At 35.3% G+C, this 14,228-nt stretch carries 14 protein-coding genes; 4 read left to right on the forward strand and 10 right to left on the reverse strand.

All coding sequences use genetic code 11. The features are described 5' to 3' along the window. Window positions 1–261 precede the first annotated feature (261 nt). The 8 genes from DF947_RS11495 to DF947_RS22240 form a co-directional block, all read right to left on the reverse strand. Window positions 262–1,512 carry a sulfate adenylyltransferase subunit 1 gene (locus DF947_RS11495; RefSeq protein ID WP_109930686.1) on the reverse strand — a complete coding sequence of 417 codons (1,251 nt, stop codon included), beginning with the start codon at window positions 1,510–1,512 and terminating at the stop codon, window positions 262–264. An 86-nt stretch (window positions 1,513–1,598) separates the two neighbouring features. Continuing rightward, entirely contained in the window at window positions 1,599–2,504 is a 906-nt protein-coding gene (gene cysD, locus DF947_RS11500) for a sulfate adenylyltransferase subunit CysD (RefSeq protein ID WP_109929907.1), read from the reverse strand. A 217-nt stretch (window positions 2,505–2,721) separates the two neighbouring features. Continuing rightward, window positions 2,722–3,444: a phosphoadenylyl-sulfate reductase gene (locus DF947_RS11505; RefSeq protein ID WP_109929909.1), complete on the reverse strand. Its 723-nt coding sequence runs from the start codon at window positions 3,442–3,444 to the stop codon at window positions 2,722–2,724. A gap of 3 nt (window positions 3,445–3,447) precedes the next feature. Then, window positions 3,448–4,959: a TSUP family transporter gene (locus tag DF947_RS11510; protein ID WP_109929911.1), complete on the reverse strand. Its 1,512-nt coding sequence runs from the start codon at window positions 4,957–4,959 to the stop codon at window positions 3,448–3,450. Beyond that, a complete protein-coding gene (gene cobA, locus DF947_RS11515; protein WP_109929913.1) occupies window positions 4,943–5,713 on the reverse strand; it encodes a uroporphyrinogen-III C-methyltransferase in 771 nt (256 codons plus the stop codon). The genes DF947_RS11510 and cobA overlap by 17 nt, the downstream gene beginning before the upstream one ends. A 145-nt stretch (window positions 5,714–5,858) precedes the next feature. Further along, a complete protein-coding gene (locus DF947_RS11520) occupies window positions 5,859–7,949 on the reverse strand; it encodes a HEPN domain-containing protein (protein WP_109929915.1) in 2,091 nt (696 codons plus the stop codon). A gap of 351 nt (window positions 7,950–8,300) precedes the next feature. Next, on the reverse strand, window positions 8,301–8,747 hold the full coding sequence (locus tag DF947_RS11525) for an RrF2 family transcriptional regulator (RefSeq protein WP_109929917.1): 447 nt from the start codon (window positions 8,745–8,747) through the stop codon (window positions 8,301–8,303). Between the two features lie 490 nt (window positions 8,748–9,237). Beyond that, window positions 9,238–9,384 carry a hypothetical protein gene (locus tag DF947_RS22240; RefSeq protein ID WP_158526266.1) on the reverse strand — a complete coding sequence of 49 codons (147 nt, stop codon included), beginning with the start codon at window positions 9,382–9,384 and terminating at the stop codon, window positions 9,238–9,240. Between DF947_RS22240 and DF947_RS11530 the strand changes: the two genes are divergently transcribed. The 3 genes from DF947_RS11530 (at window position 9,383) to DF947_RS11540 (ending at window position 12,669) form a co-directional block, all read left to right on the forward strand. Then, entirely contained in the window at window positions 9,383–10,648 is a 1,266-nt protein-coding gene (locus DF947_RS11530; protein ID WP_158526267.1) for an ATP-binding protein, read from the forward strand. The two genes, DF947_RS22240 and DF947_RS11530, sit on opposite strands and share 2 nt — an antisense overlap. Window positions 10,649–10,748: 100 nt before the next feature. Beyond that, window positions 10,749–11,969: a metallophosphoesterase gene (locus DF947_RS11535; protein ID WP_109929921.1), complete on the forward strand. Its 1,221-nt coding sequence runs from the start codon at window positions 10,749–10,751 to the stop codon at window positions 11,967–11,969. Between the two features lie 73 nt (window positions 11,970–12,042). Then, window positions 12,043–12,669, forward strand: a complete 627-nt coding sequence (locus DF947_RS11540; RefSeq protein ID WP_109929922.1) for a M23 family metallopeptidase — start codon at window positions 12,043–12,045, stop codon at window positions 12,667–12,669. Window positions 12,670–12,714: 45 nt separating this feature from the next. Here DF947_RS11540 and DF947_RS11545 read toward each other — a convergent pair whose 3' ends face one another. Next, a complete protein-coding gene (locus DF947_RS11545; RefSeq protein WP_109929924.1) occupies window positions 12,715–13,095 on the reverse strand; it encodes a hypothetical protein in 381 nt (126 codons plus the stop codon). Between the two features lie 137 nt (window positions 13,096–13,232). Next, entirely contained in the window at window positions 13,233–13,640 is a 408-nt protein-coding gene (locus tag DF947_RS11550; RefSeq protein ID WP_109929926.1) for a hypothetical protein, read from the reverse strand. A gap of 200 nt (window positions 13,641–13,840) precedes the next feature. On the opposite strand from DF947_RS11550, the gene DF947_RS11555 reads away from it, so the two are divergent. Further along, on the forward strand, window positions 13,841–14,167 hold the full coding sequence (locus tag DF947_RS11555; RefSeq protein ID WP_109929928.1) for a hypothetical protein: 327 nt from the start codon (window positions 13,841–13,843) through the stop codon (window positions 14,165–14,167). Window positions 14,168–14,228 lie beyond the last annotated feature (61 nt).

Consider the following 14,228-nt stretch of genomic DNA (forward strand, 5'->3'; position numbering starts at 1 on the left):
ATTATTTTTAATGGTTTCCATAAAGAAATTCTTACATCAAGATATTATTTTCGGGAATTAGGTCTTACAGAAAAATAGATGACCAAAAAAAGAAAAACGGGACAACCGTTTCCGATGTCCCGCTGAAATTGTACCAAAGGAACTCCTCTGGAGCTTTCACTCTAAATTTAAAAATCTAGAGTTCTCGTTATTATATTTGGTTGTGGTTCTTTTAGGGTTTTGCCAAAAACATCTCCAATCACACTTTGCCTATTATATTTGCTATTCTACGGCTGCTCTAAACATTAGTGCGCCTACAGTTAAGTTGGTACGGCTATCGATTAAAATTGCAGATCCGTTTGCACGGTTATCATCATATAAATCAAAGGCTAAAGCATCTGCCGTTTTAATAATTACACGGCCAATATCATTTAGCTTAAATTCGTCGGCTTGATGCTTTTCTAATGTGTTGATATCAACTTTATGCAAAATTTCGCTGATTTTACACTTTGTAGTTTTGCTATTGTGCTGAATTAAATACATTATTGATGTATCTAAAGCTCGACCGTCCATCCAACATAAATCTGCTTCGATTAATTTTGATTCTTGTGGTAAAGCCGATGCATTTACGATGGTATCGCCACGACTAATATCTACATCATCTTTTAAATGAATAATAACCGACTGGCCTGCATGTGCGGCATCGGGAGACTGTTCAAAAAATTCAATTTTTTCGACAGTCGAACTTGCCCCAGAAGGTAAAACGGTCACCTTGTCATTTAATTTAAAGGTTCCACTTAAAACTCTACCTGCATATCCACGGTAATCGTGTAATGCTTCAGTTTGTGGGCGAATAACCCATTGAACTGGCATCCGAGCCAACTGAGACTTATCTAAATTATCTGTATCAACTTTTTCTAAAAAGTGCAATAAGCTTTCACCTGTATACCAATCCATCTGTTCTGAAGCTTGAACAACATTATCGCCTTTTAATGCGCTAACCGGAATATAAGTTACATCTTTTAGCTTAAGTTGTTGAGCTAGGATTTTATACTTATCAATAATTGTGGTATAAACAGATTCGCTATAATCTACCATATCCATTTTATTAATACAAACCACCACATGCTTTATACCCAATAAAGAAACCAAATATGAATGGCGGATTGTTTGTTCTACTACACCGTTTCTTGCATCAACCAAAATTATAGCTAGGTTTGCTGTAGATGCGCCTGTAACCATATTTCGGGTGTATTGAATGTGGCCCGGAGTATCTGCAATGATAAATTTACGTTTTTCAGTTTGAAAATATTTATAGGCAACATCAATCGTGATTCCTTGCTCACGTTCCGCCCGTAAGCCATCGGTTAAAATGGCTAAATCTATTGTTCCGTCATCGTTTTTGCGGTTAGAGCTTTGCAGAGCTTCTAATTGATCGGCTAAAATGGAATCTGTATCGTATAGCAAACGGCCAATTAGGGTACTTTTCCCATCATCTACACTGCCTGCAGTAAAAAATTTTAATATGTTCATTTTTTGGTTGTTTAGATAATTGGTTGTTTGGTTATTTGGGAAGGGCGAGCCTAACCAACTAAAAACCAAAACAACTAACCAACTAGTTAAAAATATCCTCCCTTTTTCCTGTCTTCCATTGCAGCTTCAGAAACTTTATCGTCCATACGTGCACCACGTTCAGAAATTTTTGAGGCACTGATTTCAGAAATAATATCATCAATTAATATGGCCTCAGATTCTACCGCAGCTGTACAAGACATATCTCCAACGGTACGGAAACGCACTTGTTTATTAACTACAACATCTTCATTATCCATGTTTAAAAATGGAGAGGCGGCCATTAACTGACCATTACGGGTAATACAGTCTCTTTGATGAGAAAAATAGATGCTTGGCAATTCGATATTTTCTCTACGGATATAATTCCAAACGTCTAATTCTGTCCAATTGCTAATTGGAAAGACACGAACATTTTCGCCTTTGTGGATTTTACCATTGTAGATGTTCCAAAGTTCTGGACGTTGGCGTTTTGGATCCCATTGCCCGAATTCATCTCGAACTGAAAAAATGCGTTCTTTCGCTCTGGCTTTTTCTTCGTCTCTACGGGCTCCACCAATGCAGGCATCAAATTCGTATTTTGCGATTGTATCTAACAAAGTAACGGTTTGCAAGGCATTTCTGCTGGCATTTCGTCCGGTTTGTTCTACAACTTTCCCTTGATCAATAGATTCTTGAACAGATCCAATAATGAGTTTTTCGCCAATTCTTTCAATCATTTTATCACGATAATCTATCGTTTCCTGAAAGTTATGACCTGTATCTATGTGTACTAATGGGAACGGAAATTTCCCAGGACGAAAAGCTTTTTCTGCTAAACGCACTAGAGTAATGGAATCCTTACCTCCTGAAAATAATAAGGCAGGCTTTTCAAATTGCCCTGCCACTTCACGTAAAATGTGAATGGCCTCGGCCTCTAGTTCATCTAAATAATCAAAATTATATGTACTCATTTATAAATGTTTGAATTTTGAATGAGAGAATGAGTGATTGTGACTTTCTATAGTCTATTCATTATCTTCTTCAAATGTTATATTCATTTGTTGTTGTTACATTTTCCATCGTCATGGTTTGTGTCTCCACGAACCACTTATAAACTCCTCCCCCTACTCGCTTCAGTGTTTAACTTGACGACCAATGGTTAAGCAAATCGCTTTCTCGCCTTGACCTTTAAGCTTTTGCCTTTAAACTATCTTCAGTGGCGTGCAATCCGCATTCTTTTTTGCTTTGGTCTTCCCACCACCATCTACCAGCTCTAAAGTCTTCACCAGGCTGTACTGCTCTTGTGCATGGTGCGCAACCAATACTCGGAAAGCCTTTATCATGCAAAGTATTATAAACAATATTGTTTTCTTTAATATAATTTTTAACATCATCCAATGTCCAATCGAATATTGGATGAAATTTAATCAATTGATTTCCTTCATCCCATTCCAAGTCGTGCATATCCTCACGGTTTGCACTTTGATCTGCACGAATGCCTGTAATCCAAATTTCGTTTCCATTTAATGCACGCTTTAAAGGCTCTATTTTTCGGATGTAACAGCATTCTTTTCTATTCTCTACAGATTCGTAAAAGCTATTTGGTCCTTTTGTATTAACCATATCCTGCAACAAATCGTTTTTTGGATAATAGGCATGAATTGGTTTATTGTAAACTTCGAGCGTACGGTTCCAAACGTAATAAGTTTCTGGAAACAGGCGTCCGGTTTCTAAGGTAAAAACCTTTATTGGAATATTGTTCGCAAAGATTAAATGTGTAATCGCTTGATCTTCCCAACCAAAACTGGTTGAAAAAATAATTCTATCGGCATACTTATTCGCTAAAAACTTCAGCTTATCTATTGTTGTTAAGCCTGATAACTCTTGCTTTATTACTTCTAATTTTTCCATTGCTTAAATCAATTTCAAAATAAATACAATTACGCTTCGCAAACTTACGGCAATTACAATTATTCCAACGGCAACCATAATGGTTTTTGCCGAGATTTTATTTGAGACCCGAGCTGCAATTGGAGAAGCCAGTGCACTGCCAATAATTAAGCCTAAAACAGCTTCCCAATGTTTACCGCCTAACATGGTAAAAAATGTGAGCGAACTTAGGGTTGCAATAAAAAATCGACTGATTTTAACAGTCCCCAGAGAGAACAATGGATGGCGGCCACCGGCAATTAAACTCGATAAAACGATAGAACCCCAACCACCACCGAAAGCGGCATCAATAAAACCACCTACGAAACCAAGCAATCCTATTTTTTTTATTTTTTCGCTAGCTTTTTTTCTTTTAATATTAAAGGCTTTCATTAGGATTATTCCACCTAAAAATAAGGTATAAACAGCTACAACTGGTTTTACGTAAGAGCTATAATGCTCCAAAGAAGACAAAATATAAGCACCTAAAACTGCACCGATTATGGCTGGAAGAATTAGTATTTTAAACAATTTCCAGTTAACATTGCCCATTCTATAGTGCATCCAACCGGCAATACCATTACTCATTACTTCAGAAATGTGGATGGCCATACTTGCTGAAGCCGGAGGCAAACCCATAGCCAACGAAAAGGATGCTGTTGTTACCCCGTATGACATTCCGATGGCTCCATCAATTAAAGCGAATAAAAATCCTGCACCTAAAAACCAATAAAATAATGGATCGATATTAATTAAAAAAGTCTGAAACTCTGGCTCGGTATTCCATAACGAAAAACCAATTGCACCAATAAGCAAAATAGCAGCCACCCATATTAACCATTTCATGTTTCGCTCTGCAAAACTTTTCTTAGGGTTAATTAAACTTTGTGTTACCTTATTTAGCTTTTTAACTTTCGAAGAAAAATCGCCATTTAAAGTTTGGCGCAGTGCGCTCATATTTTGCAAAGTTTCGTCTAGTTCTTGAGGTATTCCTTCACTTAAGATTTGTTTTAAACGTTTTGCTATGGTAGGCGATTTACCATTTGTAGAAATGGCAATTTTTAAATCCCCTTTTTGAACGATGGAGCCCAGATAAAAATCACATAAATCGGGCTTATCTGCTACATTAATAAGTAAACCGCGTTCATGTGTAACTACTCTGATCTCTTCATTTAAAATAATATTATTTGTAGCGGCAAAAACGATATCGATATCATTTAAATCATCTACATCGAAACTTTTTTGCTTTACTTTTATTTGCGGATAATTTGCAATGAGCGTATAAACTTCTGGCGAAATAAGCTCTGCTACAATTGTAATTTTTGCATGATTACTGTTGTTTACAATTGCAGTTAATTTCTCTAAACCAATATTTCCTGCACCAATTAATAATGTACGGAGCTTGTTCAGTTTTATAAAAACCGGAAATAGCTGATTACCTTTATCTTCATCAGAAAAGGTTTCCGCATTATTTTCTTGGTTAGGAGATAGCTGCATAATGTTTAACTAAAGTTTTAAATGATGGATGAAGCGAAACAACTTCTCCAAATATTAATAATGCTGGCGCCTTTATGTTTTCTTGTGATGTTAAACTTTCAATGGTATCAACCACACCAACTACTAATTTTTCATCTGTTGCCGATCCATTTTGAACCACCGCAGTAGGTAAATTACCTTTTCCGGCCGCCTGGAAAATTTCTACAATTTTAGATAATTTCTTCAATCCCATTAACACAACTACAGTTGCGTTTGATTGCGCTGCTTGATAAATATCATTTGATACTTCTCCAGAGGTTGTTGTGCCTGTTATTACCCAAAAGCTTTCGCTCATACCGCGATGGGTAACCGGAATTTGTTGCAAACCTGGAACACCAATAGAACTTGAAATCCCCGGAATTACACTTACAGGAATGCTGTATGACGCTGCATAATCCAATTCTTCGTAACCTCTTCCAAAAACAAATGGGTCGCCGCCTTTTAAGCGTACCACATGGCCATAATTAAGGGCATAATCAATCATTAATTTATTGATGGTATCCTGAGGATAAGAATGTTCTCCTGAGCGTTTACCAACATAAACCTTTATGGCTTCGGCTGGCGCATGCTCTAATAAGGCTTCATTTGTTAAAGCATCGTACAACACTACATCTGCTGTTTGCAGTGCCTTAACGCCTTTCAATGTAAGCAAATCTGGATCTCCAGGCCCAGCGCCTAAAAGTGTAATTTTTGATTCTTTATTTTGATTAACCATGTGTTTAAATTATTATATGGGCAGATAATTGAATGGATTCTGAATGATTGGATGAGTGAATGTTTACCTGCAATTGCATTTTTCATTCTCCAATTCTCCCAATCAATCATTCCGTCATTCAATCATTCAATCATTCTCTCATTCCTTACTTTGCTTCTACCGCTCTCTTTTCCTTAATCTGATTTAAAAATGCTTCGGCTTGATTAAAATAACTGTTTGCAAACTCTGCTGTCGGTTCGTTTTTGTTGATTTGTAAAACCAGATCAGAAAAGTTTGTTGATAAATCAAACTCGCCAGTTTCTACATAATGATTATCAAACTCTCTGATTACGCCAACTTGCGTACTGCTGTTTACATTTTTATCCAAAAGCAATGCTTTTGCTGCACTAACGAAAGTGCTGTAAGTATGATAAATGGCATCAGCGTAAGCTTCTTTATCTAAATTCTGTTTTGCCCATCCAAATTTCTCATCAGATTCCAACAATAGCGTAGCCACTAAATCAATTACTACACCCGCACATTCTCCAACACCAATTGCAGTTGCAAATTGCTCTACATGACCCCAATCTACAAATTCTTCTTCTTGAAGATTACTCAAATCTGCCAAAGGTTTTAAGAGCTGATAAAAATGGTCTTTACCTTTTCTGTCATAATATTGATGGAAATTTTCATCCTCCAAATTATTGGCCTTGAAATCATTTAGAATGAAATGCAAAACGCTTGTTGCTCTTTTGGATGGCACCTTAATTACACGTTCTGCAACTCTGCCTACTCCGTTTCCTACTGTACCTCCACCAAGCATAACCTGAACAGCCGGAACAACTTTTCCATCGGCCTTAACTGAACTTCCATGGAAACCAATTTCTGCCAAACCATGCTGACCGCAAGAATTCATACAGCCACTAATTTTTATCTTGATGTTTTTCTCGTAGATAAACTCTGGAAAATCGGTATAAATTACATCTTCCAAAACTTCGGCCAAGGTCATGGAATTGGAGATTCCTAAATTACAGGTATCTGTACCTGGGCAAGTTGTAATATCTGCCAAACTATCAAAACCTGCTGTTGTAAATCCAATCTTGTTTAGTGCTGAGTACAATGAAGGCAAGGCTTCTTTGCGCACAAATTTTAATAGTAAACCTTGGTTTTGTGTTATTCTAATTTCATCTGCAACATACAGTCTAATGGCATCAACAAAGGCACGGGCTTTATCTGTTTTAATGTCGCCAACTTGAACTTTTACATAAACACCGTAAAAACCAGTCTGCTTTTGTTCTACAACATTTGTTGCCAACCAGTGCTTGTAGTGCGTTTCGTTTAAAACTTCAACTTCAGGATAATCTTGATCTAAAGGCAAAACTGGCTGGGGAACGGTATCTGTATCTATTTTATATGTTTTTACCTTATTGGCAATACGCTCTTCGGCAACCAAACGTAAAACTTCATCTAAACCTAATTTTTGAACCAAATATTTTAAGCGAGCTTTATTTCTATTGCTGCGTTCTCCGTAACGATCAAAAACACGAAGCACAGATTCGGTAAATGGAATCAATTGGTCTTCTGGCAAAAATTCGTGCACTGCGTTTGCAAGAAAAGGTTGTGCACCTAAGCCTCCTGCAAAAAGTACCTTAAAACCACGTTCGCCGTTTTCGTTAATTTTTGGAATAAATCCTAAATCGTGGATGTAACTAAAAGCGGTATCCTTATCGCTCGATGAGAAAGAAATTTTAATCTTTCTGCCCATTTCCTGACAAATTGGGTTGCGCAAAAAATATTTAAAAACAGCGTGTGCATAAGGCGAAACATCAAAAGGTTCGTCTGCATCGATTCCAGAATTTGGCGATGCCGTTACGTTACGAACCGTGTTTCCGCAAGCTTCACGAAGCGTAATATCATCCTGCTCCAATTTCGCCCAAAGCTCTGGTGTTCTATCTAAACTTACATAATGCAACTGAATATCCTGACGCGTAGTGAGGTGAAGATTTCCGCTTCCATATTCATCAGCGATATCGGCTATGCGCAATAATTGTTTAAAAGTTACTTTCCCAAAAGGCAACTTAATGCGAATCATTTGTACACCCGGCTGTCTCTGACCGTAAACCCCGCGGGCTAAGCGTAAACTTCTAAATTTCTCATCGTGGATGGTCCCATCGCGAAAAGCTTTAATCTTATTCTCTAAATCGATAATGTCCTGCTCGACAATATTGTTTTCGAGTTCTGTTCTGAAACTTTGCATATGTGTTGTTAGCTTTATTCAAAAAATGCCCCTCTTTTACTGAGAAGCATCTAATATTTTATACCTATAAAATTATTTAATACCCTCTTCTACTTTGTTTTACAACAACAGTACATCCTTAGCATATAATTTTGGTTCTGTATAAAATTGAAGTTCATCTGCCAAATATATAAAGTATATAGGAATAGTCGTAATTTTTATTAAAAAAGATTATTAAATGACTTAGATGAGGATATAAAAAATGTTGGCTAATCCTTAATCACCCAAATATGCATCCGATTGGTATGAATGTTGAAATTTAGATATCGTTATGCTTTATTAGCGGAAGAGACTATAGACTAACAAAATGAACTAAAGATTTTCGATGCCTACTTTTAGCGTATCTTCACGACCGATTACATCAGCTATGCTGGTTTCGGTTAAAACCTTAAGTGTGGCATCTCTAACATCAATAAATGCGCTTCTAATTCCACAGGTTTTTTCATCTACGCATTCATCACATTTGTGATAAAAATTTAAACTGGCACAAGGAACCATTGCAATCGGACCATCGGTTACACGCATTACATGCACCAATAGAATTTCCTCTGGTTTCTTGTTTAGACTGTAACCACCCCCTGCTCCCTTTTTACTATATAAGAAACCAGCGTTACGTAAATCCAAAAGAATTTGTTCAAGGAATTTTTTAGGAATATGCTCCTCCTCTGCAATTTTCGAAATTTGCATTGGCGGTTTTTCTATATTTTTGCCAAGTGCAACAAGTGCTTTAATGGCGTATTTTGTTTTTTTAGATAGCATATTTGCACAAAGCTAATAAAAGTATGTAATATATAAAACAACCTATAATACAACAATTAATTCCTAATTTTTATTGAGCTTTAAAAATAACTGTAATTCACTATATTTATTAAGAAAAATTCGATTAAATGCTGAAAAACATCAATTTATTAAATATTGGAAATCGTAAAATTAGTATCGAATCAAAGTTGTTTGCAGTACTTTGCTTATGCTTAGTTATAGTTTCTATCATTAGTATAATATGTAATTTAATTTTAGGGTTAACCTGGCTAAATAACTTATTAATTATCGTATACCTAATTGTTCATTCCACATTTTATTATTATGCGCTAAAAGATAAGATTTCGGAAAACGGGCGATTTTGGTATTTCATATTTAATTGTGTTACAATGTTTCCATCTTGGTTTTTAAATGGAGGTTCACTTGGCTCTACCCCAGTTTTTTTAATATTTTATCTAAGTGTTGCTATCCTTTCGCTCTCCAAAAAATTTCAATTTTGGTTTATATTTTTTTTTATTACAACAGCATGTTCATGCATTATTTTAGAAAATATTTTTCCTTCATTAATTACTCCATATCCAAATGATTTTGCTAGAAACTTTGATTTAATTTTTGCTTTTTTGAATATTTCTTTCATGATGATTTTCATGTTGATTGTATATCGAAAAGTGTCAGATTATGAACGTTTCCTTTTAGAGAAAAGCAAGCAACGTTTAGAAATGTCTCAACAGGAATTGTTAATTGCAAAAGAGGCTGCAGAATCTGCTACCAAAGCAAAATCGAGGTTTTTAGCCAACATGAGTCATGAAATAAGAACCCCATTAAATGGCATTACCGGTGCATCAGAACTATTAAAACTTACCAAGCTTAATACGGAACAGTCTGAATTGTTAAATACTTTACAGGCAAGCAACAGTATAATGATTGATATTGTAAACGATCTCCTGGATATTTCGAGAATCGAAGCCAACAAGATGGAAATTCATAATCATCCCTTCGATTTTAGAAATTGCATAAAAGACGCCGAAAATATTTTGAAGCCAATTTTTGGGAATAAAAATATTGCTCTGTTGCTTGAAGTAGACTCTAATGTACCAGAATACATTGTTACCGATGAAATTAGATATAAACAGATTATTATAAATTTATTAAGCAATGCTGTAAAGTTTACAGAATCTGGCTACGTTAAGTTAATGGTAAAATTCTCCAATAAGAACGGAAAGATTTTACTTAGCTCAATTATTAAAGACACAGGAATAGGAATTGCCGAAGATGACATTAAGAAACTTTTCTTACCCTTTTCACAATTAAACCCAACAATTACCAGAAAGTTTGGAGGTGCGGGATTAGGACTGGTAATTTGCAGGAAATTAGCCGAAATGATGGGTGGAGATATTTCAGCGGTAAGCGAAATTAAAGTAGGTTCGGAATTTACATTTACAATTCCTGTCGAGCCTTATTATTCTAACCTTTTAACAAAAAACCCAAACTTAACAGAAAACAAAAACATTCTTCCTGTTGCGGGCATGCGGATTTTAATTGCAGAGGATAATGTTTTTAATCAAATAATTGCTTCAAAAATGCTTCAAAAATCAGGCTATAAGCACGATATAGCAAACAATGGTATTGAAGCTGTAAAAAAATCCAACGAAGAATACTTCAACATAATTTTGATGGATATGCAAATGCCGGAGATGGATGGTTTGACAGCAACATTGGAAATTTTAAAGCAATATGAATCTAAAAATGTTCAACCGCCTGTAATAATTGGCTGTAGCGCTAATGCGATGCAGACAGATAAAGATGCTTGCTTGGATGCTGGGATGAAAGATTTTCTGGCCAAACCCTTTACACTTGATGATCTAAGATCGGTCATGATAAAATGGACTAAATCGAATTAACAATAATCAAACAATCGTCAAAATATTCAACCTTACGCATACTATCATTTTAATAAGCGTTTAAAATCTACTTTTACCAAAATTTTAATTGCACTTTTTAATGAAAAGAAAGCTTAGCGTATTACCGATACTCATAGTTACCCTGTTGTTTTTTGCCCTTAATGCCTACGTTCTGTCAGGTTTAAGCACTTTAAACAATTCAACATATTTAAGCCCTATTTATTGGGTTTTCATTGTTGGATTAACATTCGCTCTTTTTTACGCCATTCAACAAATGCGGATTCAAGGCACAAACCGTTTTTTTCAAATTGTTAGTCATGCCTTTTTAATCGTTTTTGTCGCGGAAATTGTATTTGCAATATTCTTACTGCTTGGCGATTTCTATAGACTCGTTTTAGCCCTAACCTCTAATTTTCAGCCAGAAGGATACCACTGGCTAAGTAGAAGCAATTACTGGGTAGACTTTGCTTTTGTAATGTTCTGCTTAACAATTGTGTTATTTGCTTACGGAATTACTCAAGGTAAATATGCTTATAGAGTTATTAAACACACCTTATATTTTGATGATTTACCGTCAAATTTTGATGGCTTTACCTTAACTCAGATATCGGATGTGCATGCTGGGAGTTTTACCAATCCAAATGCTGTGCAAAAAGGCATAGATATGATCAATGCGCAAAAAAGTGATTTGTTTGTTTTTACTGGCGACTTGGTAAACAATGCTGCTGACGAGATTAAGCCTTATATTGGTCATTTTTCTCAAATCAAGGCACCTTTCGGACAGCTTTCTGTATTGGGAAATCATGATTATGGTGATTACATCAAATGGCCTTCTGAATTGGAAAAAGTTCAAAATCTTCAACAATTAAAAGACTATCATAAAGAATTAGGATTTAGATTATTGTTAGATGAGCACGTTGAACTGGTAAAAGGTGATCAAAAAATTATTCTTGCTGGGATAGAAAATTGGGGTATCGGTTTTGGGGAACGCGGTGATTTGAAAAAAGCTTTACAGAACACTGCCGTGGATGATTTTAAAATTCTACTTTCTCACGATCCTTCTCATTGGGATGCTCAGGTTAAAAATAATCCATCTAAAATTCAGCTTTCGCTTGCCGGCCACACGCATGGAATGCAATTTGGGATAGAAGCCTTCGGCATAAAATGGAGCCCTGTAAAATACCGTTATAAACATTGGGCAGGTATCAAAACCGAAAATGGAAGATATCTTAATGTAAACCGAGGATTTGGTTTTCTAGGTTTTTCTGGTCGGATTGGTATTTGGCCTGAAATTACAGTAATCGAGTTAAAGAAAAAGTAGTCATATGGATTAGGTTGAAATTAACAACCTTTAAGAATAAAATCTTATCTTGTTTTTCCAAACCAATCTAAACATGAGAACAATTATTTTCATCTTCTTATCCGCTTTTCTTTTTCAAACCCCAACCATAGAAACCGATAAAGATCGGTGGAAACCTTATTATGTAGATACCGCTCCGGCTAAAATTGCAGAAAAATGGTTTCTTCCTTTTGAAGGCGGTGACCGAAAAAATGTAAAAAACATCAAAATCATCAGTATTTTTGGTGATCATCGCGATAGTTTTTTAAAAGGTCACATCCATACTGCGATAGATGTAAATCCAGCAAAACCCAAAGATAAATTGGTAAGCGTTTATGCTATGGCCAATGGGGTTGTTTGCTCAATCCATTTAACAGAAAATCAACGTACTGTTGTGGTAAAGCACAAACTAACCAATGGAACCATCATGTTTACAACGTATAAACATCTAAAAGAGGTTTATGTAAATTCTGGTCAGCAGGTTACCGAACATACAAAGCTGGCCCGTTTATTTACGCCTGCCGAAAGCAAAAAATATGGTGGAGACTATCATCATTTGCATTTGGAAATCAGGAAAAAATTTGATGATTATGGCTGTGCGAGCTGGCTTACCATGAACAAAAATCAATTAAACGAAAGATATTATAATCCACAGATATTTATTAAGGAATACGTAAAGTAAGCCAAAAAAAATTTTAGGAAATAAAAATCAGTTTCCACCATCAAATTAATTGCTGTTGCAATCTTCTTCAGATATTCCATCGGCAGATAAAACTTTTACCGGTAGCGTAATGGCTGGGCAAGGAATTGTTTCTTCTTCTGCACCATTGTAATGATATTTTACATAAAATATTTTACCGGGAACTTTAAATTTCTGCGGAACATTGAGCAATGCTGCCTGATAGTCGATTACATCGCCGCTGCTATTCGTTATAGGTGTTGCATCTTTATTTTTTGAGGTAAAACTAACCAATGATGCATCCTGGTTGGGACAATAATCAGAAAGATACTTTACCTGATAACACATTTTTGTTTGAATATCCTTTTCGCAAGAAAAGTGTATAGAAACAAAAATTAAAAGAATTGAAAAAATTGAGCGTTTCTTCATAATATGATTTGGTTACGAGCTAATAATTAGTTGTCAAAGATTATCAAATATTTTTATTCCATTTCCTGCTCTATACGGAAAGGTGAAAAACCGTTATAGAAAGGCATCTTTACAGGATAAACTTTGCGCACTATAAGTTATAGATATATAAATTTTGGTTTTCCATTTTCACAGGCTACACTTTTGGGAGCCACAATAAGCGCACATGGAGATGCCGCATTGTATTTCTTATTGTATTCAGCTTCTTTTTCTGTAAATAACTTTATCTTTTCAAAAAGCGTTTTTTCATCAACCTTCGAGGAATAGGCAATAAATCCTGAAGCTCCACCACAAGGCCTTGAGCCGATCTCAACAAATTTCCATTCTCCGGCATTTTCACAAGGGTATTGATAAGCCTGCTTTTCTATATCCGATTGAAGTATTTTAAGAATTTGCTCATCGTCGCTTTTGGTTCTTAAACCAGGCTCCTTACAGCCAAAAAACACCGCTGAAAAAATGGCAATTGTAATAAAAAGTAAGAAAAAGTTTTTAGCAACAGTTTTCATAGTCGTAGTTTGTTCATAAAACGAACCATCCAGTTGAAACGCTACATTAACATTAAATTTCCTAAAGAAAAAAACAACTACTACACTTCACCATATTGGAAAAACATAAGGCTTCTCATAAAACCTGTAAGAATACTTAATCTCAAATTTCTTAAAACTACTTCCGATTTTATCCTGTTAAATAATACAACATTAAGCGTATGAATAAAGAAATTACCATTACCAATCATAAATCCTTAAAGCGGTATATGCTTACTTTGGAATCTGATATGCGAGAAAAGAAATCGGCAATTAAAGAAGATGCGAAAAATATCGCTCTTGGTTTTCCAAATCGTCTTTTTCATCACAGTTCTAGCCTAGAGAATTTAATGAACAACAAAAATGTAGTGAGCAATCCCATCGGAAAACTTCTATCAACTGTTGTTAAGAATACTATTTTAAAAAAATCCGGATTTCTAGTTAAACTACTCGGTGGAATCTTTGCCAAAAGAGCTGGAAAAACAGTAGAAAAGCGATTACTTAAATAATATTAATATTGTCTTTTAAGTCAACACAATATTTGTCGACCACTTACATACGACAAAATAA

Source organism: Pedobacter paludis (assembly GCF_003173575.1).
Taxonomy (GTDB): Bacteria; Bacteroidota; Bacteroidia; order Sphingobacteriales; family Sphingobacteriaceae; genus Pedobacter; species Pedobacter paludis.